The following is a 21,711-nucleotide window of genomic DNA, read 5'->3' as shown; positions in this document are numbered from 1 at the left end:
CCCTCCCGCCCTCACAGCTCGATCGTCGCGCCCACCAGCACGGTCCGGTCCGGAGGGAGGTGGAGCACGACGGCGCCGTCGGCGGCGTTGCCCGCCATCGCCATGTAGACGCGCTTGCGCAGCCCCGTCCGCGAGCCGGGGCGGGGCCGGAGCTGGATGACCGGCAGGTAGTAGCGCGCGTCGGCCTCGCAGGAGTCCTCGAGCCCGTGGAGCCGGGGCAGCGCCAGGGCGAGCGCCTTGGGCACGTCCTGGGAGTCGTTGAAGCCCACGTGGCAGTCGACGTGGTGGATGCCGGAGGCAGGGCCTCCGACCTCCGTCACCTCGATCCTGTCGGCGTGCCGGACGTGCGGGACGTTCTCGTGGATGACCGAGATGATGACGTTGTGCTCGTGGAGGACGCCGTCGAAGTCGAGCGAGTCGCGCAGTGCCAGCGGCGTCGTCGTCCTCGACAGGTGCGGGTACACGGCGAGGCCGGGGACGCGCACCACGTCGCGCGAGGCGGCCGCCTCGGTGAGGGCCTCGACGGGGCCCTCGAGCCCCGAGCGGATGGCGACGACCCGCCGGTGCCCGGAGTCCCACACGACCATGAGCGAGCCGAGCACGAGGGCGATGAGGAGGGGCAGCCAGCCGCCCGAGACGATCTTGGTGCAGTTGGCCAGGAGGTAGAGGACCTCGAGGCCGCCGACGAGGACGGCGTAGAACCACCACTTCCAGGCCGCGACGTGCCACACCCGGCGGGCGAGCAGGAGGAAGAGCGCGCTGGTAAGGACGAAGGTGCCGGTGACGGCCAGACCGTAGGCGTCGGCGAGGCGGCTCGAGCTGCGGAAGATGAGGATGAGGACGAGCACGCCTGCGAAGAGCAGCCAGTTGACGGCCGGGACGTAGATCTGGCCGGCCTCCTCCCTCGACGTCTGGATGACCGTGAGCCGGGGGAGGAGCCCGAGCCGGTTGGCCTGGCGGGAGACGGTGAAGGCGCCGGAGATGACCGCCTGGGAGGCGATGATCGTCGCCAGGGTCGCGAGGACCACGAGGGGCAGCCGCGCCCACGCCGGCGCCAGGAGGTAGAAGGGGCTGCTGATCGCCGTCGGGTCCTTGAGGATGAGGGCGCCCTGGCCCAGGTAGTTGACCGTGAGCGCCGGGAAGACGAGCGCGAACCACGCGAGGCGGATCGGCCGCGAGCCGAAGTGCCCCATGTCCGCGTACAGGGCCTCCGCGCCGGTGATGGTGAGGATGCAGGCGCCGAGCGCCACGAAGGCGACGCCCGGCCGCTCCAGGAGGAAGAGGACCGCGTGGTGCGGGCTCAGCGCCCACAGGATCGCCGGGTCCTCGGCGATGCGTGGGATCCCGAGCAGCACGAGGACGAGGAACCAGACGATCATGACGGGTCCGAAGGCGCGCCCGACGGCGGAGGTGCCCTTGCGCTGGATGAGGAAGAGCCCGGTGAGGATGACGACGGAGACCGGCAGGACGAGCGATCCGGCGCCGGAGTCGACCACCTGGAGGCCCTCGACGGCGCTCATGACGGAGATCGCCGGCGTGATGACCGAGTCCCCGTAAAAGAGCGCCGCGCCGATGACCCCGAGCATGAGCACCGTCCGGGTGAGGCGGCGCCGGTCGGCGAGCCGGTCGCGCAGGAGGTGCACCAGGGCGAGGATGCCGCCCTCGCCGTCGTTGTCCGCCCGCATGACGAGCGCGACGTACTTGAGGGAGACGATGACGGCGATCGACCAGAACACCATGGAGATGACCCCGTAGACGTCGCCCTGGGTGGGCTGGACGTCGTTGTGGTCGATCGAGAAGACCGTCTGCATCGAGTAGAGCGGGCTCGTGCCGATGTCGCCGAAGACGACCCCGATGGCCGCCAGGACGAGAGCGGCCAGAGGCGAGCGGTGGGCCGCGGCTCCGATCGCCTCGGCGCCTCGCGGTGGGGTGGTGGGAGCGACCGGGGCAGTGCCCGACGTGCTGGCCGACGACTGCCCGGACTGCTCAGGGGAGGGCGGCACGGCGTCGCCGCGCTCAGCGGAGGGCTGCGAGCCCGCCTGCGTGCTGTTCACGGGTCGTCATCATGCTCCTGTCCGGAGCTGAGTGCGCTACCGGTCGCGGTGTGCTGCGCACGACTCCACGGCCGCTCCACGGGGAGTGCCCGTCCGCGCGGGCTCAGGGGCGCTTGACGTCGATGACGAGGCGCGTCGGGTTGCTCAGCGTGAAGACCCGGTACTCGGTGGCGTCAGTTCCGATGACCACCTGGAACTGGCCCTCGAAGGTCCCGTCGAGGTACACGCCGGCGATCGTCTCGTCGCCCACCTCGTGCAGGCCGAGGTCCGTGTAGGCGACCTTTCGGAGCTCCTCGGTCACCGGCATGGTCGTGCCGCGGCCGATGACCTGGAGCGTGTGGGTCCCTCCCACGGAGATCGGGTCGCCCTTGCCCTGGGTGGCGGCCGCGTCGACGTAGGTGGCGCGGAAGCCGAGCGTGCCGTCTCCGCTGGTCTCGACGACGACGCGGTCGTAGCCGTCGTGGGATCCGATCCGCAGGTCGGTCTCGACGCCGGCGTCACCGGCTGTCCCGCCGTCGCTCGGCCCGGAGACCCAGCCGGCGTCGTCGGCGGGGTCCTCGGTCGCCTCGGTCCGGGTGAGGCGCCCGGGCGTGCCCGAGGCCGTGGCCTTAGGGCCGGGCGCACCGGTGGTGCTGCTCGTCGTGGCTGCCGAGGCCGAGGCTGCCCCGCTCGCTGAGGGTGCGGCCGGGGTTGACGAGGTCGTGGGTGCCGAGGAGCCGGTTGAGCCTGCGGACGCGACGCTCGCGGTGGAGGAGTCGTCGCCCCCGCAGCCGGCGAGGCCGAGGGACAGGGCGGCGGCCGCGGTGAGGGCGGCCGCGCGACGGGTCGCGGGGGAGGTGCGGAACGGGCTTCGCTGGGATCGCATCGGAGGCTCCTGGGGACGGGGTTCCTGGCTCGTGTCCCGCAGGCGCTGCGACGCGGTGACCAGCGGGACGGCGTCACCAGCGTATCGGGTCCGGCGGTAGCGTTGGGGGCATGTCTGACACGTCGGCGCCCCTGAGCGCGAGCAGCACCTCACCCGGCTCGGAGACCCCGCGGGACGCGCGCCGGACGCGCGTCGCCGTCGTCTTCGGAGGACGCTCGGGAGAGCACACGATCTCCTGCGCCACCGCGGCCGGGGTCCTCGCCGCGATCGACCGCGACCGCTACGAGGTCGTCCCGGTCGGGATCACCCAGGCCGGCCAGTGGGTGCTCGTCGACGACGACCCCGCCCCCCTCGAGCTCACCGACGGCGCCCCCGTCGAGATCACGGCCGACGGCCTCGGCCGCGGCGAGCTCGCCATGGAGCTCGGAGGCGGGCCACTCACCGCCCTCACCCCGACCGGCCCGAGCACCCTCGGCACCGTCGACGTCGTCCTCCCGCTCCTCCACGGGCCCTACGGTGAGGACGGCACCATCCAGGGCATGCTCGAGATGCTCGACCTGCCCTACGTGGGCTGCGGCGTCCTCGCCTCGGCCGCCGGCATGGACAAGCAGGTCACCAAGGTGCTGCTCAACGCCGCCGGCATCCCCACCGCGCCGCACGTCGTCGTCGGGCCCCACCAGTGGAACCGGGACCGGGCCCTCATCCTGGACGCCTGCGCCTCCCTCGACTACCCGCTCTTCGTCAAGCCCGCCCGCGCCGGCTCCTCGCTCGGCATCACGAAGGTCGAGCGTCCCGACGACCTTGAGGCCGCCATCGAGGCCGCCCGCGCCGTCGACCCCAAGGTCCTCGTCGAGTCCGGCGTCGTGGGGCGCGAGGTCGAGGTCGCCGTCCTCGGCGGTCACGGCGACGACGCCCCCCGCGTGGCCGAGCCCGGCGAGGTCGTCATGGACGCCGAGCACGGCGCCGGCGAGTTCTACGACTACGAGACGAAGTACCTCGCCCACGACGCCGTCCAGATGGTCTGCCCAGCGCGCGTCACCCCGGAGGAGCGCGAGCTCCTCATGACCACCGCCGCCCGCGCCTTCGAGGCCATCGGAGGCGAGGGCCTCACCCGCGTCGACTTCTTCCTCACCCCGCGCGGCGAGGCCGTCGTCAACGAGGTCAACACGATGCCGGGCTTCACGCCCTTCTCCATGTACCCGTACATGTGGCAGGTCTCCGGCCTGGGCTACACCGAGCTCGTCACCGAGCTCATCGAGCTCGCCCTCGAGCGCCCGCTCGGCGTCAACCGCTGAGGCAGTCGTGAGCACCCCCGACGCGACCGCGCACGAGCCCGCCACGGCTGCCGCCGACCTCCTCGTCTCCGAGCTGTCCGAGGAGGCGCTGCTGGCCGCCTTCACCCCGCTGCTGCCCCGCTCCGACCGCGAGGTCGTCGGCAACGGAGACGACTGCGCCGTCCTCGCCTCCCCCGACGGCCGCTACGTCGTGAGCACGGACGTGCTCGTCGAGGGGCACCACTTCCGCACCGACTGGTCGTGCGCCCGGGAGGTCGGGCGGCGCGCCGCCGCCCAGAACCTCGCCGACGCCGCCGCCATGGGGGCCCGCCCCACCGCTCTCGTCATGAGCCTCGTCCTGCCCGGCTCGACGCCCGTCGCCTGGGTGCAGGACATGGCGCGCGGACTCGCTGAGGCCTGCGCACCGGTCGGCGCCGGCGTCGTCGGCGGGGACCTGTCCGGAGGGGAGGCCCTCGTCCTCGCCGTCACGGTCCACGGCGACCTGGAGGGGCGCGACCCCGTGCTGCGCTCCGGGGCGCGCCCCGGCGACCTCCTCGTCCACGTCGGAGTCCCCGGGCGCTCACTCGCCGGCTACGAGCTCCTCGCTGCGGGGTGGGAGCCGAACGGCGCCCCCGCGCCGGGACCGAGCGACGTTACCGCGCCCGCGCGAGCGACCTCGCAGCCCGGATCGAGGAGCGCCGCCGACGTCGCCTTCCGCTGCCAGAGCCTGTTCCGGGCGCCGGAGCCTCCGCTCGCCGCCGGGCCCGCGCTCGCGGACGCCGGCGCCACGGCGATGATGGACGTCTCGGACTCCCTCCTGCGCGACGCCGGGCGCATCGCACGCGCCTCCGGCGTCCTCATCGACGTGAACGACCCTGCCGACCCCGGCTCGCCGCTGCACGCCGACGTCCTCGCCCTCGCACCCGTCGCGGCCCTGCTCGAGCCCGATGCTGAGTCAGCCGGCCGCGACGTTTCCGCTCGAGCCCGCCGATGGGTCCTCACCGGCGGTGAGGACCACGGGATGCTCGCCACCGTCCCCGCCGACGCCGTGGACCGCCTCCCGCAGGGCGCCGCCGTCATCGGGACCGTGGAGACGCCGGCTGAGTCCGGCCCGGGCGTGCTCGTCGGTGGCCGTCCCTGGGAGGGGTCCGTCGGCTGGGACCACTTCAGCGCCTGAGCGTCAGCCGCGCGGGTCACGGGGAGGAGGGGCCCGCGCAGCACGCCGGTCAGGGGGGGAGCACCACGCGTCGAGCCCGGCCAGCAGCGCACCGGGCCCGTCGGCGCCATCGCCCCCGACGCCGAGACTCGTCCCCTCGGGCACCACGGAGCGCAGCGCCTGGGCGGCGGCCCGCGCGGCCTCGGGACCGTGGGGCAGCGTCGGCAGCTTGAGCGCGACGACGCCGTCGACCCCGGCGAGGCGCTCGTAGAGGGGCAGGCCCATGACCTGGTGGGTCGTGCCCGGGTTGTCGTAGACGACGACGGGCAGGTCCGCACGCGCCGCGACGCGCTCGACGAGACCCACGACCTCGTCGTCCGTCAGCTCGTGGTACGCGAGGGCCGGCAGCAGGACGGCGGCGGCGCCCGCACGCGCAGCCGCCCGGGCACGAGCGACGACGTCGGACTCGCGCAGCGCCCCGACGCCGACCAGGACGGGGAGACCGCCCGCGTGCGCGACCGTGATCGCGACGGCACGGTCCCGCTCGGACGGGGAGAGGCACGGGTAGCAACCCGTCGAGCCGAGCGCGCCGATCGAGTCGACGCCCGAGGCCGCGAGGCGATCGATGAGCGTCGCGAACGCCTCCTCGTCGAGGGTGTCGTCGTGCAGGGGAGTCAGGGGAAGGCGGACAGACCTGTCAGGGTGAAGGACATGACGGTTCCTCTCGGAGGACGGGACCCGGGCCATCATGCCGCCCGGGGCTCAGGGCGTCGGACGCCGAGCACGACGAAGGCCGCCACCCCATCGGGGTGACGGCCCTCCAGTGCCTGATCGGCGGGTACGCGCTCAGATGTTGCGCGTGACCTTGCCGGCCTTGAGGCAGGACGTGCACACGTTGAGGCGCTTGGGGGCGCCGTTCACGATCGCACGAACACGCTGGATGTTGGGGTTCCACCGGCGGTTGGTCCGCACGTGGGAGTGCGAGACGCTCTTGCCGAAGATGGGGCCCTTGCCGCAGACGTCGCACACAGCAGCCACGGTTCACTCCTGAAATCTTCTTGCTTCAACGCTCGAACCATCCGGTCCGGCGCCAGGTCCACCGCCCAGGGACAGACGTCCCGGGCAACCCGAACACAATAGCCGACGGCGGTACCGCGTCCCAAGCAGGCTGGGCGTGGGCTGAGGCACACGGCCACCGGGGCCGGAGTCAGCACAGGCCCGCAAGGACTCGGCCCGCGGCAGGAGAGCGCGCTCGCGCCAGGGTACCCTGACGGTGCGGGCCATCGCCCCCGATGCGGGAGAGGCGCTGGACCCGCCGACGCACCGGGACGCCCCCGGTGGCGCAGCACAGCAGGGGAGGGGCACGTGACACCGACGCCGGCAGCTCCCGCCGCCCTCGACGCCGCGCTCCTGCGCCGCTGGATCCGACTGGCCGAGCACACCGCCGGCACCACCCGCGGCCTGGTCGACTCCCTCAACGTCTTCCCCGTCCCGGACTCCGACACTGGCTCCAACGTCTGGCTCACCCTGCGGTGGGCTGCCGACGCCCTCGACCTCCTGCCCGCCCGTGCCGACCTCTCGCAGACCGCTCGCGCCGTCGCCGACGGTGCCGTCCGAGGAGCCCGCGGGAACGCCGGCCTCCTCGTCTCCCAGGCCATCGCAGCCGTCGCCGACGTGGCCGCCGAGGCCCCCGACCCCGCCCGGCTCCGCCCCGTCGAGCTCGTCCACGTCTACGAGCGCATGGCTGCCACCACCTGGGCCGCCGTCTCCCGACCCGTCACCGCCACCCTTCTCACCGTCGCCCACGACGCCGCGGCGTCAGCCCGCAGCAGCCTGGAGGAGGCCACGCCCGCGCGGCCGGTCACCATCAGCCTCATCGCCTCCTCGGCCGCGCTGGGTGCCCAGGAGAGCGTCGTCGAGACCGCCGGACTCGGCCACGGCCCCGTCGACGCCGGTGGCGCCGCCCTCATGCTCCTCCTCACCAGCCTCACGGACGCCGTCGAGTCGGCGGGGACGCGGGACCCCGCTCTCGGCGGGGACGTGAGCGCGCTGCCCGCGACCTACACGGAGGTCGCCCGGCAGATGCTCGTCGACCTCGCCTCCGGCGGCGTCACCCACGCCGGTGAGGACCGCCTCGCACCGGAGGACGCCTCCCAGGGCGAGTTCGAGGTCATGTACCTCCTCGAGGCCACCGCCGCGCAGGCCCGCGAGCTGCGAACCCGCCTCGAGGCCATCGGGGACTCGGTCGGCGTCGTCGGCACCCCGGACGCCCTCGGCGTCGGCCTCTTCCAGGTGCACGTCCACACCGACACCCCGCGCGCCGCCCTTCCCGCCGTCGGCCGCGCCCGCCAGGTGTGCGTCCACCACCTCCACCCCACCGCCCTCGCCGTCGCCACCGGCTGGGAGGCCGACGAGCCGCCCCTGCCGTGGGGCGCCTCCGAGGACGCGGACGACGGCCGCGTCGTCTCCTTCGAGCGGCTCGCCGCCCGCCGCGAGCAGCGCCGCGCTGCGGAGCGCGAGAGCTCGCGTCGTGTCCACCCCTCCCAGCGCGGCGCACGTCCCCACCCGACCGCCGCCCGCCGTGGCACCGGCGTTATCGCCTGCACGCGCGCCCCCGGGCTGCTCGAGCAGCTCGCCCGCACGGGCGCCGTCGTCGTCCTCGATCCCGAGCGCGAGGGCATCGTGCGCGCCGCGGGCGACCTCGGCCTGCCTGAGGCGCTCGTCCTGCCCTGCGACGCCGCCTCGACCTCCCAGGCGCACGAGGCCGCCCGCTTCCTCGCCGCCCGCTCCGCCGTCTCCACCGTGCGCGGCCCTGGCGGTGCCCGAAGCACCGACGACGCCCATCAGGCCGGTCACGCCACCGCGGGCACGCGCCTCCTCGTCGCCGACACCGACGACGAGGCCCGTGTCCTCGCCTCCGCCGTCGCCGTCGCCGGACACGGCGAGCACGAGGACCTCGCCGCGCTCTCGCGCCGCGCCTGGGACGCCGCCGCCGTGCTGCGCACCACCGCCCTCACGGGCCCCGCCTCGGACCCCGACGCCGCCGCCCGCGCCGTCACGGAGATCCTCCGGCCGGAGGACGAGCTCCTCACCGTCATCCTCGGCCGCGACGCCCTGCCCGACGTCGGGGCCCTCGTCTCCGACGCCGCCGCCCGCTTCGGCGAGGAGATCCTCGGGGACGCCGACGCCGTCGAGGTCGTCCTCCACGCCGGCGGCCAGGGCGACCCCGACGTTCTCATCGCCGTCGAGTAGCAGCGAGCCCACCGCGACATGCCCCGAACCAGCCCCGCCGCGCCCGCACCGCGCGGCGCCGTCCCCCTCCTCGACCGGTCGCTCGACAAGGTCCTCGGCAAGCGCACCGCTGACCAGCTCGCCAAGCAGGGCGTCGAGACCGCCGGCCAGCTCCTCCGCCTCCTGCCACGCCGCTACGACACCTGGGGCGACCTCACCGACCTGCGCACCCTCGTCGAGGGCGAGCAGGCCACGATCCAGGCGCAGGTCGTGCGTTCCTCGACCCGCCGCACCCGCTCCGGCCGCCCGCCCGCCATCCTCGAGGCCACCGTCACCGACGGAGCCGGCACCATGGACGTCGTCCTCTTCGGTGCCGTCGGGCTCCTCGCCCACCAGGCTGAGCAGCTCAGCCCCGGCACCACCGTCCTCATGTCCGGCAAGGTCGGCTCGCACCACGGGCACGCCCAGCTCGCCGGGCCGCGCTTCCAGGTCCTCGACGAGCTTGACGAGGCCGAGCGCGAGGCCCTGGTCGCCCGCCCCATGCCCGTCTACCCGGCCACGGAGGCGCTCCCGTCCTGGCGCGTCGCCAAGGCCGTCCAGGTCGTCCTCGACCAGCTCGGCCCAGACGACGTCCCCGAGCCCCTGCCGCCCGAGGTCCGCGAGGCCAACCACCTCGTCGACGCGCTCACCGCCTACCGCTACGTCCACGTCCCCGAGGACGCCGAGCAGTGGCACGCCGGCCGCGACCGCCTGCGCCACGAGGAGGCCTTCGTCCTCCAGGCCGCCCTCGCCCAGCGCCGGGCCGCGCACGAGGCCAGCCGCACCGCCGTCGCCTGGCCGGTCCCCGAGCCGAGCGGCTCGCTGCGCGCCGACCTCGACGCCGCCCTGCCCTACGAGCTCACCGCCGGGCAGCGCCGCGTCGGCGACGAGCTCGCGCAGGCACTCGCCTCCACCGTCCCCATGCAGCGCCTCCTCCAGGGCGACGTCGGCTCCGGCAAGACCCTCGTCGCCCTGCGCGCCATGCTCCAGGTGGTCGGCGCCGGAGGTCAGGCCGCTCTGCTCGCACCCACGGAGGTTCTCGCCGCCCAGCACCGGGCGAGCCTCGAGGCCCTGCTCGGCCCCCTCGGCCAGGCGGGGCTCCTCGGGGGCGCCGACAGCCACGGCGGGCGTGCCACGCGCGTCCACCTCCTCACCGGCTCCACGCCGGCGGCCCAGCGCCGCGAGGTGCTGGCCGCGCTCGCGGCCGGAGAGCCAGCCATCGTCGTCGGCACGCACGCCCTGCTGTCCGACTCGGTGCAGATCCCGTTCCTCGGTCTCGTCGTCGTCGACGAGCAGCACCGCTTCGGCGTCGCCCAGCGCGACGCCCTGCGCGAGCGCGGCGACGCCCGCGACCCCCGCGCCCGCCCGGACGACCCTGCCGCCTCCGAGCCGCGCACGCCGCACCTCCTCGTCATGACGGCCACCCCGATCCCTCGCACCATCGCCATGACCGTCTTCGGGGACCTGGAGACGAGCACGCTCGACGAGCTGCCGGCCGGGCGCAGCCCCGTCGAGACGCACCTCGTGCCCTGGGAACGGCAGTCCTGGGTCGACGGCATCTGGCGGCGCGCCGCCCAGGAGGTCGCCGCCGGGGGCCGGGTCTACGTCGTCTGCCCGCGCATCGACGTCACCGAGGAGACGCAACAGTCCCTCGCCGACGGAGCTGAGGACGGGGGAGAGGACCTGCCCGCCGACCTCCTCGACGCGCTCGCCGACGACGACGACGCCCCCTCCCGCCCCCTCGCCGCGGTCACCGAGTGGGAGCAGCGGCTCGCCGCCGAGCCCGCGCTCGCGGGCCTGGGGATCGCGACCGTGACCGGCCGGATGAGCCAGGCGGAGAAGGACGCCGCCATGGCGAGCTTCGCCTCCGGGGAGACGCCGATCCTCCTCGCGACGACCGTCATCGAGGTTGGCGTCGACGTCCCCGCCGCCACGATGATGGTCATCCTCGACGCGGACCGCTTCGGCCTGTCCCAGCTCCACCAGCTGCGCGGACGCGTCGGGCGGGGCTCCCGTCCCAGCATCTGCATGGCGGTCACCGGCGTCGAGGTGGGCTCACCCGCCTTCCACCGGCTCAAGGCCTTCGCGGAGACGACCGACGGCTTCGCCCTGGCGGAGGCGGACCTCGAGCTGCGCAGCGAGGGGAACGTGCTCGGCGCCGCCCAGTCCGGGCGCCGGTCCGACCTCGCCCTCCTGCGCGTGACGAAGGACGGGCGGCTCATCGAGCGAGCACGCCGGGAGGCCGAGGAGGTCGTCGCCGCGGACCCGGAGCTGGCGGAGCACCGCGACCTCGCCGCGGCCATCGCGGACCGTCTCGACGAGGAGTCCCAGGCCTTCCTCGAGAGGGCCTGAGCCTCCGGGGCGCGCTCTGTGCGCGTGACTATTGGCCCAGGCAGCGACGTCGGGGAGAGGGCCGCTACTCGCCCGGCGTCTCGGCGTTCTCGGAGTTTTCGGCGACGTCCGGCTCGGCGAACCAGACGGCCGTCTCCCCGTACCTCTTCTCGCTGAATCTCCGCAGGCCCTGCGGCCAGCTCGGCTCCGGCGAGCGGGTGGAGCGCTCGAGGGCGATGACGGCGCCGGGCGCCAGCCACGGGTCCTCCGTGCGCGCCAGCGGCTCGAGCATCGCGAGGACGCCCGTCTCGTCGACGTCGTAGGGCGGGTCGATGAGGACGAGGTCCACCGGAGCCCCGGCCGGTCCGGCGAGGAAGGCCGCGACCTTCGCCGTCACGGTCCGCACGCCCTTGAGCCCCAGGGCCCGCGTGTTCGCCTGGCAGATCTGGGCGGCGGGGCGTGCGGCGTCGACGAGCGTGACGTCTGTGGCGCCGCGGCTCGCAGCCTCCAGGCCGAGCGCACCGGACCCGGCGCACAGGTCGAGGACGCGGGCGCCGTCGACGACCCCGTAGTGCTCGAGGCGGCCGAACAGGGCCTCCCGGACGCGCTCGGAGGTGGGGCGCGTCCCCGAGCGGGGCACGTCGATCCTGCGTCCGCCGGCGACCCCGGCCACGATCCTCGTCATGACCCCGACCCTATCGGAGCGCGAGACCCAGGGCTCCGCAGGCGGCGGCTGCCGACTAGGCTGGGCGGGACCGCGATGACGCCGCGCCCAGGAGGTCCACCGATGACCTGCGTCCCGAGCCGCCCCAGCTGGATGCTTCCCCTCACGCCCGGCCCCGGGCTCGGCCGCCACCTCCCGCCGCGTGCCTGGACGTCCCGCTCCGACGCACCGTCGGTCAGTCTCAACGGCACCTGGTCGTTCCGTCTCTACGCGGGCGCGCACCCCGAGGGCAACGGCCCCGACGGCGCGCTCACCGAGCCCACGTTCGACACCGACGACGAGGCGCTCGGCCCGTGGGAGACCATCGACCTGCCCGCGACATGGGTCCTCACCGGCGACGGCGAGCGCGGTCTGCCGATCTACACCAACGTCCAGCTCCCCATCCCGCTCGACCCGCCCTTCGTCCCCGACGTGAACCCGACGGCCGACCACGTCCGCACCGTCGAGGTCCCCGGGGACTGGGGCGTCGGCGAGGAGGGCTCCCTCGACGTCCTGCGGCTCGACGGTGTCGAGTCCTTCGCCTCCGTCTGGGTCAACGGCACCTGGGTCGGCACCACCCAGGGGTCGCGGCTCGCCACCGAGCTCGACCTCACCGGGGTCCTGCGCGTCGGGGAGAACACGATCGCGATCCGCGTCTCCCAGTGGTCGCCGGCCACCTACGTCGAGGACCAGGACCAGTGGTGGCTGCCGGGGATCTTCCGAGACGTCACGCTCCTGCACCGTCCTGCCGGACGCGTCGATGACGTCTTCGCACGGGCCGACTACGACCCGGCCACGGGCGCGGGCCTCCTCGAGGTCGACGTCGACGCCCCGGCGGTCGCCTTCCCGGTCACGGTCCGCGTCCCCGAGCTCGACGCGTGCGCCGTCCTCGACCGACCCGGCACCGCGCGCCTCGACCTGCCAGCGGTCGAGCCCTGGAGCGCCGAGGAGCCCCGCCTCTACGACCTCGCCGTCGAGGCCTCCGGAGAGACCGTGTGCACGCGCGTCGGCTTCCGACGCCTCGAGGTCGTCGACGGGCAGGTCCGCGTCAACGGCCGCCGCCTCGTCCTGGCCGGCGTCAACCGGCACGAGGTGAGCGCCGCCCGCGGCCGCGTCTTCAACGAGGAGTGGGTCCGCTCCGACCTCGCCCTCATGAAGGCGCACAACGTCAACGCGATCCGCACCTCCCACTACCCGCCGCACCCGCGCGTCCTCGAGCTCGCCGACGAGCTTGGGTTCTGGGTGATGGAGGAGTGCGACCTCGAGACCCACGCCTTCGAGACGGCCGGCTGGGAGGAGAACCCCACCGACGACCCCACCTGGACCGAGGCCCTCGTCGACCGCGCCCGCCGCATGGTCGAGCGCGACAAGAACCACCCCTCCATCGTCTTCTGGTCGCTCGGCAACGAGTCCGGCACGGGGGAGAACCTCGCCGCGATGAGCGCCTGGATCCACTCCCGGGACCCGCACCGCCCCGTCCACTACGAGTCCGACTTCGCCGGCTCCTACACGGACCTCAGCTCGCGGATGTACCCGACGCTCGAGGAGGTCGACGCCGCCGTCGGCGCCTCCTCGCGCGACGCCGTCGGCGCCCCGGCGGCCACCCCGATCGCCTGTCCCGGCTACCCCGCCTCCGAGATCTCGCCGGCCCAGGCCGCCCACCTCCGAGCACTGCCCTACGTCATGTGCGAGTACCTCCACGCCATGGGCACCGGACCCGGCGGCATCGAGGGCTACACCGCCCAGGCCCTGCCGAGCCCCCGCCACCTCGGCGGCTTCGTCTGGGAGTGGCGCGACCACGCCCTCGCCGATCCCCGCCCGGCGGCCGGCGGTGCGCTGCGCTACGGCGGCGACTTCGGCGAGACCGTCCACGACGGCAACTTCGTGTGCGACGGCATGGTGAGCGCCGCCTCCGTCCCCAGCGCCGGCACGACCGCCTGGGCCAACGCCGTCGCCCCCGTCCTCGCCACCCCGCTCGCCGACGCTCCCGGCTCGGTCCTCGTCGAGAACCGCTTCCACACGCGCACCACCGGACGCCTGCTCCTCACCGTCCAGGCGCTCGTCGAGAACTCCGGCGACGGCGTGCGCGTCCTGCGCTCCGAGCTGCCTGACCTCGCGCCGGGCGAGTCCGAGGTCATCGAGGTCGGCGGGCTTGCCGAGGCGATCGAGGACCTGCGCGGCAGCGCCGACGGTGAGGCGGTCCATGTCCTCGCCGCTGTCCTCGACCCCCTCGTCCCGGGCGCTCCCGACGACGGTCCCGTCCAGGTCGACCCGGCCACCGGAGCCGCTCTCCTACGCCAGGTCGGCCGCGACGAAGACGGCCTGCGCGTCATGTCCACTCGTGAGACGGCCCTGACCACGGCTCCCGTCACCGCACCGGCCGTCCCACGGGTCAGCGGGCTCGCGGCCGCAGTCGACGCGGTCACCGATGATGCCGTGTCCCGCCTGACCGACGGCGCCCTCGACCTCGGCGCCGGCCTGCATCTCGCCGCGGACGGCCGCACCCTCACCCTGGGCGGCGTCGCGCTCACCGGTCCGGCCGTCACCGCCTGGCGCGCCCCCACGGACAACGACGAGGGCCACGGCCCCGTCGAGTACTGGACGAGGCCCCCGGCGGCCGCGGACCTCGGCCTCGGTGGCGGCGAGGGCGGCTGGGGCCTGCCCTCCTCCGCCGACCGCTGGAGACAGGCCCGCCTCCACCTCCTCACCGAGCGGCACGTCTCCACCCGCCTCGAGGCGAGCAACGGCCCCGGCGGCGCACGCGTCGTCTCGGCCGTCGTCACGAGCCGGGCCTCCGCGCCCAACGCCGCCTGGCACCTCGACGTCACCACCCGCGTCACTCCCGAGCGCGGGGGAGTGCGCCTGCGCACGACGATCCTCCCGTCCGGCCCGCTGCCGCCCGTGCTCCCGCGCCTCGGAGTGCGCCTCGGGCTCCCCTCCTCGTTGAGCAGCGCCACCTGGACCGGCACCGGCCCCGCCCCGTCCTACGCCGACCTCACGGGGGCGCTGCGCCACGGCGTCTTCACCGGCGACGTCGACGAGCTCTGGCAGCAGCCCGTCCGGCCCCAGGAGGGCGGCACCCGGCCCGGCCTGCGCAGCCTGTGGCTCGACGGTGGGGGGCTGCGGGCGATGGTCCTCGTCCCACGAGGCCTGCCGACCTCCTTCTCCCTCAGCCCCTGGAGCCTGGAGAACCTCACGGCGGCGGAGCACGTCGAGGAGCTCGAGCGCGACGAGCACCTCTGGCTCCACCTCGACGCCCTCCACCACGGCATCGGCACCCGCTCCTGCGGCCCCGACGTCCGACCCGAGGCGGCCGCCGCGCCGCGTCCCGTCGTCGTCGAGGCCTGGATCGGCGTCCAGGCTGCCGGCTGAGCGCGGGTCCCTCGCCGCCGGTCGCGTTCGCGGCGCGCGTCACTGCGCCCGACGCGCCCGGCGTGTGGCACGCCCGGCTCGCTCGTCGATACCCTGGGACTCATGACGCTCGCCGTGTACCCCGGAACCTTCGACCCGATCACCCTCGGGCACGTCGACGTCGTCCGCCGAGCCCTCAGCGTCTTCGACGAGGTCGTCCTCGGCGTCGCCCAGAACGCCGCCAAGTCCGGCAACCACCTCTTCACCGCCGAGCGCCGCGTGGCCCTCGCCCGTGAGGCGCTCGCGGACCTGCCCGGTGCCCGGGTCGACGTCGTCCCCGGTCTCCTCGCCGACTACTGCCGCGAGGCCGGCGCCACCGCCGTCGTCAAGGGCCTGCGCTCCGGCACGGACCTCGACGCCGAGGTCCCCATGGCCCTCCTCAACCGCGACCTCGGCGCTCCGGAGACGGTCTTCCTCGTGGCCGCTCCCGCGCACGCCCACGTCTCCTCCTCGCTCGTCAAGGACGTCGCCCGCCACGGCGGCGACGTCTCCGGCCTCGTTCCCGCCGGCGTCCTCACCGCCCTCACCGAGACCCTCGGCGCCTGACGCCCCGCCCACAGCCCGCACAGCCCCCACCTTCGGAAGGACCACTCGTGACCACCACCCCCGACGCCGGCGACGACCTCCTGTCCATCCTCGACGAGCTCGACGAGCTCATCGCCACCGCGCGCTCCATGCCGATGAGCGCCTCCGCCATCGTCAACCGCGACGAGGCCCTCGACCTCATCGACCGCGCCCGCCAGGCCGTCCCGGACACCGTCCACCGCGCGGAGGACATCGTCGCCGGTGCCGACTCCGTCGTCGCCGACGGCCGCGCCGAGTCCGACCGCCTCATCGCCCGCGCGCAGGAGGAGGCCGACCGCCTCGTCTCCAACGAGGCCGTCGTCCGCGCCGCCCACGAGCGCGCCGACCGCATCGTCGCCGACGCCGAGGAGAAGGCCGCCCGGCTGCGCGCCGGTGCCGACCAGTACTCCGACCGCTCCCTCGAGGGCCTCGAGAAGGAGCTCGCCAAGATCGCCGAGCAGGTCCGCCACGGCCGCGAGGCGCTCGCGCCGCGACTCACCGAGACCCGCGAGACCACCGACGAGCACGACGACCAGGGCTCCGGCTCCGCGGCCTCCGCCGCCCGCCCGGCCCAGCCCTCGCCCGACCTCCAGCGCCGCTTCCCGGGCTGGTCCGTCGATCCCGCCGGTCAGCAGGACTGAGACACCGGCTCGCGCCCCTGGGGGGCGCGTGCCGCACCACCGCGGGGGCGCACCGCCCGGCCGAGCAGACGGCCCCGAGCCGACGGGCGCCCCGCCCCGCAGCCACACCGATCCCATCAGGAGGGACCCATGCCCGGACTCGTCGTCGACATCGCCGACCTCCCCCAGAAGGCCGGCTCCTTCAAGGACGTCCACGTCGAGACGCCCGCCCCGGTCGACCTCGGCACCGAGGTCATCGGCGTGCCGGCGGACAGCCCGCTCGTCCTCGACGCCCAGCTCGTCTCCGTCGACGACGGCGTCCTGGCCCGAGGACGCGCCGACCTCCACGTCCACGGCGAGTGCGTCCGCTGCCTGCGCGACCTCGATGACGACCGCACCGTCTCCTTCGACGAGATGTACTTCCTGCCCGAGGCCGCCAATGCCCAGGCCGCTGAGGGCGACGAGGAGGCCGAGGACCTCTTCCTCGTGGGGGAGACGACGATCGACCTCGAGCCCGCGCTGCGCGACGCGCTCGTCCTCGACCTGCCCTTCCGTCCCCTGTGCCGCCCGGACTGCCGTGGGCTGTGCCCCGACTGCGGCGAGCGCCTCGACGACCTTCCGGCCGACCACCACCACGACCACCTCGACCCGCGCTGGAACGCCCTGGCCGGCCTCCTCAAGGGCGACGCCGGCACCGCCGACGACGGTGACGGCTCCGACGAGCCGGGTGCGGGGGCTCGTGCCTGATGGCGAGCAGCAGCCGCAGGTCCGCGCGCCGCGAGGCCGAGCCAGCCCGCACCGACACGGAGGTCCTCGTCTACCGCTGGGGCTGCTCCGTGGAGCCCGAGCTCCTCGACCTCGCCCTCACCCACCGCTCCTACGCGCACGAGCACGGCGGCCTGCCCACCAACGAGCGCCTCGAGTTCCTCGGCGACGCCGTCCTCCAGATCGTCGTCACCGAGCGCCTCTACACCGACAACCCGGACCTGCCCGAGGGGCAGCTCGCCAAGATGCGCGCCGCCACCGTCTCCGAGCCGGCCCTCGCCGAGATCGCCCGCGACCTGGGCCTGGGAGAGTTCATCCACCTCGGCAAGGGGGAGGCGCTCTCCGGCGGCCGGGACAAGGACTCGATCCTCTCCGACACGGTCGAGGCCCTCATCGGCGCCACCTACCTCACGCAGGGCCTCGAGCCCTCCCGGGCCGTCGTCGAGCGGCTCGTCGCCCGCTTCCTCACCGCCGCCCGCACCCGCGGCGCGGGTCTCGACTGGAAGACGAGCCTCCAGGAGCTCGCCGCCGCGCACCGCCTCGGCAACCCCTCCTACGAGGTCGAGGGCGTCGGCCCGGACCACCAGCGCGTCTTCACCGCCCGAGCCGTCGTCGACGGGACCGTGCGGGGCGAGGGCACCGGCTCCTCGAAGAAGACCGCGGAGCACGATGCCGCCGAGGCCGCCTACGCCACGATCCTCGCTGAGCTCGGCGACGGCGGACTCAGCCTCCCGGGTGTCAACGAGGCGCTGCGCGCCGACCTCACGCGCGGGGCCTGAGGGCGCCGTGCCCGAGCTGCCGGAGGTCGAGGCGGTCCGTGCCGGGCTGGCGCGCCACCTCACGGGCCGCCGCGTCGACCGCGTCGAGGTCCTCGACGCCCGGCCCCTGCGCCGCCAGGCCGGCGGCGCCCAGGCCTTCGTGGACGAGCTCACCGGCCGCACGCTCACCGCGGCGGTTCGGCGGGGCAAGCGCATGTGGCTGCCCCTGGACGACGGCAGGGCCCTGTCGGCGCACCTGGGCATGTCCGGTCAGCTCCTCGTGCGGGGCACCGCACCGGTCCCGGACCGGGCGGCTGCCGGCGCAGACGGTGCCCCCGACGGCAGCGGCGCCGGCAGCGCCCTCCTCGCCGACCCGGAGGCGCCCGCCGTCGACCTCTCGGCCACACGGGCCCCCACGCTCGTGCGCGACCTCTCGCAGCGGCCCCGGCACCTGCGCGTCCGCCTCCACCTCTCGGCGCTCCCGGGCGACCCGGGCGATGCCGTCCTCCTCGACCTCGTCGACCAGCGCATGCTCGGCGGCCTCCACCTCACCGACCTCGTGCCGACCGCGGACGGCGCGCCCGGGGGAGCGGGATCGCCCGAGCCTCTCCTGCCCGCCGACGCCACCGGCCTAGCCCGGGACCTCCTCGACCCGCAGCTCGACCGTGCCGCCGTCGTCAACCGGATCCGTTCCTCGCGACGGGCCGTCAAGACGATCCTCATGGATCAGGGCGTCGTCTCGGGCGTCGGCAACATCTACGCCGACGAGGGACTGTGGGGCGCGCGCCTCCACGGGCTGCGCGCCGGCTGCGAGCTCGGGCCGCGCGTGGTGTCCCGTCTCCTGAGCGAGACCGCCGCCGTCATGGAGCGGGCCCTGGCCGTCGGCGGCACCAGCTTCGACGCCCTCTACGTCGACGCGGACGGGGCGCCCGGCTACTTCGCGCGCTCCCTGGCGGTCTACGGAAGGGCGGGCGAGCCCTGCCTCCGGTGCGAGGCCCCGCTGCGCCGCGAGGTCATCGCGGCACGTTCCCACACCTCCTGCCCCCGGTGCCAGACCCGACCTCGCGTGCGGCGACGCTGACCCACGGGGCCGGGCCCCGCACAGAGGGCTGTGCGCGCCTCTGGCAACCGAGTAGCAGGACGGCCTTCCGGCCCGTCCCGAAACGGCGTCAGGACGCCGAATTTGTGACGAAGGTCCGTGGCGCTGCTACCCTCATCCTCATGCCGAGCCCCACGAGTGCTGAGAACGTCCGCGTCATGATCGTGGACGATCACGAGATCGTCCGCCGCGGTATCGCCGAGATCATCGACCGGGCTGACGGCCTCGACGTCGTGGCTGAGGCCGGCTCCCGCGCGGAGGCCGTTCGCCGGGCCGAGCTCGTCCGCCCCGACGTCGTCCTCGTCGACCTGCAGCTCCCTGACGGCACCGGGATCGAGCTCATGCGCGAGCTCCACGACTCCGTCCCGAACGCCCTGCCGATCGTCCTCACCTCCTTCGACGACGACGAGGCGCTCGCTGAGGCCCTCGACGCCGGTGCCCGGGCCTACCTCCTCAAGACCGTCCACGGCGCCGAGATCTCCGACGTCGTCAAGGCCGTCGCCTCGGGTCGGGTCCTCCTCGACGAGCGCACCGTGACGCGTCGTCGCGCCGACCACGACGACCCCACCGCCGACCTCACGAACGCGGAGCGCAAGGTCCTCGAGCTCATCGGCGACGGCCTGTCCAACCGCGAGATCGGCGAGCGCCTCGGCGTCGCCGAGAAGACCGTCAAGAACCACATCACTTCGCTCCTGGCCAAGATGGGCCTCCAGCGGCGCACCCAGGTGGCCGCCTGGGTCGCCGGGCAGCGCGCCTCCGGCTGGCGCAACGGCTGAGCCGGTCGCACGCCCGAGCACGACGAGGGTCTCCACCCGCAGGGGTGGAGGCCCTCGTCTCATCCTGCGGCTCCAGCCCGAGCCGTCATCCTTCAGCCTCGGCGGCCGGCGGTGTCGAGCGGTACCCGCCAGGTGAAGCAGGTGCCGCGGCGCTCGCCGTCCGAGTGGGCACGCGGTCCGATGACGAAGGTTCCTCCGTGCCGCCGGGCGCGCTCGGCCATGTTCGCCGTCCCCGATCGGCGCGTCACGCGGGGGTCGACGCCGACGCCGTCGTCCCGGCAGACGACCTCGACGACCGGGTGCGCGGCCGGACCGAGGGAGCCCTCCACGTCGGTGGCGGCAGCGGCCTCCCCGGCGTCGACGTCCGCGAGGACCGATCCGCCCGGGAGGACGCCGGTGAGGAGGATGTCGACGGTGGCGGACGAGGCGTGCGCGTGCCGGGCGATGTTGGACAGCCCCTCGCGGACGACCGCGACCATGTCGTCGGCGACGTCGGGGTCGACGGCGGCGTCGACCGCGTCGATGAGCTCGTCCTCGGCGTCCCGCTCCGCAGCGGCCGAGACGTCCCGCCCGTCGACCGAGAGCATGAGGGAGGGTGCGTACCCCAGCGACGTGCGTGCCAGGGAGGCCTCGCGCCGGAGGCGCTCGACGACGCTCACGTCCTCGTCGCGGTCCCGCAGGGAGCGGACGATGGAGCGGATCTGGCTCACGGAGTCGTCGACGGCCGCGAGCGAGGAGTCCAGCGCGGCGCACACGGCGTCGACGTCGAGGGGCTCGTCCGGAGCGCGGTCCCGCAGGCGCTGCTTCGCAGCAGTGATCTGCATTCCCGTGGCGAAGAGCTGCTGGATGGCGAGGTCGTGCAGGTCGCGGCCGATGCGTGCGCGCTCGTCCAGGAGGGTGGCCATCTCCTCGGCGTGCTGGGCGTCGGCGAGCTCGAAGGCCATCGTCGCCTGCCCGGCGACGAGCTCGGCGATCTCGAGGTCCTTCTCGGTGAAGGCGGGGGCACCGACCTCACGCATGAGCAGCATGACGCCGACCCCGCGACCGCGATGGATCATTGGGGCGTACAGCGCCGGCCCGAAGACCGACAGCGCGGGCACCTTGAGATCATCCGCTCCCCAGGCGGCGTGGAGCGACGGCACGACGAACCCGGACTGATGGTCCAGCGTGGTCAGGGCTCGCCCGTCCCGCGGAAAGGGGACGCCGACGAGCTCGTCGGCGCGCTCGCCGTCCGCGATCTCGCAGACCCAGGTGTCCCCGACGCTCGGCAGGACGAGGACGCTCGTCGAGGCGTGCGCGACCTCGCGGACGCGGCGGGCGATGAGCGTGAGGGCGTCGTCCTCCTCAGCGCCCGAGAGCAGGAGCGTCGTGAGCTCCTGGGAGACGCTCATCCACTGCTCGCGGTCCCGGGCCTCGCGGTACAGGCGGGCGTTCTCGACGGCGAGCGCGGCGGCCTCCGCGAGGGTGAGGACGGTCGTGACGTCGTCCTGGCCGAAGCCGCCCTCCTTGTCGCACAGGTAGAGGCGGCCGTAGACCTGGCCGTGGACCCTGAGCGGGGCGGACAGGAGCGAGCCGGAGGCCTCGCCCTCGATGGCGCCGGTGAAGGCCGAGGCCGTGCCGAGATCGTTGGCGATGACGACGCCGCCCTCCGCGGGGCCCGCCGGCACGGCGCCGTCGAGCATCTCGCGGAGGGAGTCCGTGTCGGTCGTGGCCGAGCCGGCCGAGAAGGGGGCTGACGGGTCGACGGCGACGTCGGCCTGGTGGCGCACGGCGATCGTGCCCCAGGCGGCCCCCGTGATCGAGCAGGCGGAGGAGACGAGGCGGCGCAGGGCCTCGGGCACCTCGAGCGATGACGTGAGGCGCAGGGCCGCCTCGAGGAGCGCGGCGGCGCTCTGCGACCCCGTGGCGGGACCCGAGGCGGCGCTGCGCGTGGAGGCGAGCTGCTCCGCGTGGACGGCGTAGGCCAGGGAGCCGATCCCGGCCGGGTCGTCGGGGGTGGGACCCGCTGACGGGCCCCGCTGCCCGGACTCCGCGGACCGGCTCGTGGCGCTCGGCTGGCGCATGC

The 21,711-nt window shown here is 74.6% G+C and carries 17 protein-coding genes; 11 read left to right on the top strand and 6 right to left on the bottom strand.

Features of this window, described 5'->3' with window-relative positions:
• Nucleotides 1–11: 11 nt before the first annotated feature.
• Together IXW69_RS02595 and IXW69_RS02590 are read right to left on the bottom strand one after the other, a co-directional pair.
• Nucleotides 12–2,054 carry a potassium transporter Kup gene (locus IXW69_RS02595; RefSeq protein WP_323745133.1) on the bottom strand — a complete coding sequence of 681 codons (2,043 nt, stop codon included), beginning with the start codon at nt 2,052–2,054 and terminating at the stop codon, nt 12–14.
• 103 nt (nt 2,055–2,157) lie between these two features.
• Nucleotides 2,158–2,919, bottom strand: coding sequence for an AMIN-like domain-containing (lipo)protein (locus IXW69_RS02590; RefSeq protein WP_194784839.1), 762 nt, complete (start codon nt 2,917–2,919; stop codon nt 2,158–2,160).
• A gap of 110 nt (nt 2,920–3,029) precedes the next feature.
• Here IXW69_RS02590 and IXW69_RS02585 point away from each other — a divergent pair, with 110 nt between their 5' ends.
• Together IXW69_RS02585 and IXW69_RS02580 are read left to right on the top strand one after the other, a co-directional pair.
• Nucleotides 3,030–4,214 (top strand): D-alanine--D-alanine ligase family protein, encoded by a 1,185-nt coding sequence (locus IXW69_RS02585; protein WP_194784838.1) that lies wholly within the window; start codon nt 3,030–3,032, stop codon nt 4,212–4,214.
• A gap of 7 nt (nt 4,215–4,221) precedes the next feature.
• On the top strand, nt 4,222–5,370 hold the full coding sequence (locus IXW69_RS02580) for a thiamine-phosphate kinase (protein WP_194784837.1): 1,149 nt from the start codon (nt 4,222–4,224) through the stop codon (nt 5,368–5,370).
• Between the two features lie 3 nt (nt 5,371–5,373).
• On the opposite strand, the gene IXW69_RS02575 is transcribed toward IXW69_RS02580, so the two are convergent.
• On the bottom strand, nt 5,374–6,099 hold the full coding sequence (locus IXW69_RS02575) for a dihydrodipicolinate synthase family protein (protein WP_194784836.1): 726 nt from the start codon (nt 6,097–6,099) through the stop codon (nt 5,374–5,376).
• Between the two features lie 96 nt (nt 6,100–6,195).
• A complete protein-coding gene (gene rpmB, locus IXW69_RS02570; RefSeq protein ID WP_194784835.1) occupies nt 6,196–6,387 on the bottom strand; it encodes a 50S ribosomal protein L28 in 192 nt (63 codons plus the stop codon).
• A gap of 327 nt (nt 6,388–6,714) precedes the next feature.
• On the opposite strand from rpmB, the gene IXW69_RS02565 reads away from it, so the two are divergent.
• The gene (locus IXW69_RS02565; protein ID WP_323745132.1) at nt 6,715–8,601 is read left to right on the top strand and encodes a DAK2 domain-containing protein; all 1,887 of its coding nucleotides are present in this window, start codon (nt 6,715–6,717) and stop codon (nt 8,599–8,601) included.
• Nucleotides 8,602–8,619: 18 nt separating this feature from the next.
• On the top strand, nt 8,620–10,971 hold the full coding sequence (locus IXW69_RS02560; RefSeq protein ID WP_194784834.1) for an ATP-dependent DNA helicase RecG: 2,352 nt from the start codon (nt 8,620–8,622) through the stop codon (nt 10,969–10,971).
• Nucleotides 10,972–11,035: 64 nt separating this feature from the next.
• On the opposite strand, the gene rsmD is transcribed toward IXW69_RS02560, so the two are convergent.
• Nucleotides 11,036–11,635: a 16S rRNA (guanine(966)-N(2))-methyltransferase RsmD gene (gene rsmD, locus IXW69_RS02555; protein WP_194784833.1), complete on the bottom strand. Its 600-nt coding sequence runs from the start codon at nt 11,633–11,635 to the stop codon at nt 11,036–11,038.
• A 102-nt stretch (nt 11,636–11,737) separates the two neighbouring features.
• On the opposite strand from rsmD, the gene IXW69_RS02550 reads away from it, so the two are divergent.
• From IXW69_RS02550 to IXW69_RS02520, 7 genes are all read left to right on the top strand, one after another.
• A complete protein-coding gene (locus IXW69_RS02550) occupies nt 11,738–15,025 on the top strand; it encodes a glycoside hydrolase family 2 TIM barrel-domain containing protein (protein WP_194784832.1) in 3,288 nt (1,095 codons plus the stop codon).
• 102 nt (nt 15,026–15,127) lie between these two features.
• Entirely contained in the window at nt 15,128–15,610 is a 483-nt protein-coding gene (gene coaD / locus IXW69_RS02545; protein WP_194784831.1) for a pantetheine-phosphate adenylyltransferase, read from the top strand.
• 47 nt (nt 15,611–15,657) lie between these two features.
• Nucleotides 15,658–16,269: an ATPase gene (locus IXW69_RS02540; protein ID WP_323745131.1), complete on the top strand. Its 612-nt coding sequence runs from the start codon at nt 15,658–15,660 to the stop codon at nt 16,267–16,269.
• Between the two features lie 129 nt (nt 16,270–16,398).
• Nucleotides 16,399–16,995 (top strand): YceD family protein, encoded by a 597-nt coding sequence (locus tag IXW69_RS02535; RefSeq protein WP_194784830.1) that lies wholly within the window; start codon nt 16,399–16,401, stop codon nt 16,993–16,995.
• The gene (rnc, locus tag IXW69_RS02530; RefSeq protein ID WP_194784829.1) at nt 16,995–17,792 is read left to right on the top strand and encodes a ribonuclease III; all 798 of its coding nucleotides are present in this window, start codon (nt 16,995–16,997) and stop codon (nt 17,790–17,792) included. The genes IXW69_RS02535 and rnc overlap by 1 nt, the downstream gene beginning before the upstream one ends.
• Before the next feature lie 7 nt (nt 17,793–17,799).
• Nucleotides 17,800–18,852: a bifunctional DNA-formamidopyrimidine glycosylase/DNA-(apurinic or apyrimidinic site) lyase gene (gene mutM / locus IXW69_RS02525; protein WP_194784828.1), complete on the top strand. Its 1,053-nt coding sequence runs from the start codon at nt 17,800–17,802 to the stop codon at nt 18,850–18,852.
• Between the two features lie 140 nt (nt 18,853–18,992).
• Complete coding sequence (locus tag IXW69_RS02520) at nt 18,993–19,646, top strand: response regulator (protein ID WP_067943670.1); 654 nt, start codon at nt 18,993–18,995, stop codon at nt 19,644–19,646.
• 92 nt (nt 19,647–19,738) lie between these two features.
• Here the strand turns inward: IXW69_RS02520 and IXW69_RS02515 are convergent, their stop codons facing one another.
• On the bottom strand, nt 19,739–21,709 hold the full coding sequence (locus IXW69_RS02515) for a GAF domain-containing sensor histidine kinase (RefSeq protein WP_194784827.1): 1,971 nt from the start codon (nt 21,707–21,709) through the stop codon (nt 19,739–19,741).
• Nucleotides 21,710–21,711: the final 2 nt, after the last annotated feature.

Source organism: Actinomyces haliotis (assembly GCF_015355765.1).
Taxonomy (GTDB): domain Bacteria; phylum Actinomycetota; class Actinomycetes; order Actinomycetales; family Actinomycetaceae; genus Actinomyces; species Actinomyces haliotis.
The sequence above is the reverse complement of the archived record's forward strand: the minus strand, read 5'-3'. Positions and strand labels throughout refer to the sequence as shown.

Excerpts from the sequence above, each read along its gene's own strand:
- IXW69_RS02590 (WP_194784839.1), bottom strand. The coding sequence starts at position 2,919 with ATGCGATCCCAGCGAAGCCCGTTCCGCACCTCCCCCGCGACCCGTCGC.
- IXW69_RS02585 (WP_194784838.1), top strand. The coding sequence starts at position 3,030 with ATGTCTGACACGTCGGCGCCCCTGAGCGCGAGCAGCACCTCACCCGGC.
- IXW69_RS02575 (WP_194784836.1), bottom strand. The coding sequence starts at position 6,099 with ATGATGGCCCGGGTCCCGTCCTCCGAGAGGAACCGTCATGTCCTTCAC.
- IXW69_RS02560 (WP_194784834.1), top strand. The coding sequence starts at position 8,620 with ATGCCCCGAACCAGCCCCGCCGCGCCCGCACCGCGCGGCGCCGTCCCC.
- rsmD (WP_194784833.1), bottom strand. The coding sequence starts at position 11,635 with ATGACGAGGATCGTGGCCGGGGTCGCCGGCGGACGCAGGATCGACGTG.
- IXW69_RS02550 (WP_194784832.1), top strand. The coding sequence starts at position 11,738 with ATGACCTGCGTCCCGAGCCGCCCCAGCTGGATGCTTCCCCTCACGCCC.
- coaD (WP_194784831.1), top strand. The coding sequence starts at position 15,128 with ATGACGCTCGCCGTGTACCCCGGAACCTTCGACCCGATCACCCTCGGG.
- IXW69_RS02535 (WP_194784830.1), top strand. The coding sequence starts at position 16,399 with ATGCCCGGACTCGTCGTCGACATCGCCGACCTCCCCCAGAAGGCCGGC.
- rnc (WP_194784829.1), top strand. The coding sequence starts at position 16,995 with ATGGCGAGCAGCAGCCGCAGGTCCGCGCGCCGCGAGGCCGAGCCAGCC.
- IXW69_RS02520 (WP_067943670.1), top strand. The coding sequence starts at position 18,993 with ATGCCGAGCCCCACGAGTGCTGAGAACGTCCGCGTCATGATCGTGGAC.
- IXW69_RS02515 (WP_194784827.1), bottom strand. The coding sequence starts at position 21,709 with ATGCGCCAGCCGAGCGCCACGAGCCGGTCCGCGGAGTCCGGGCAGCGG.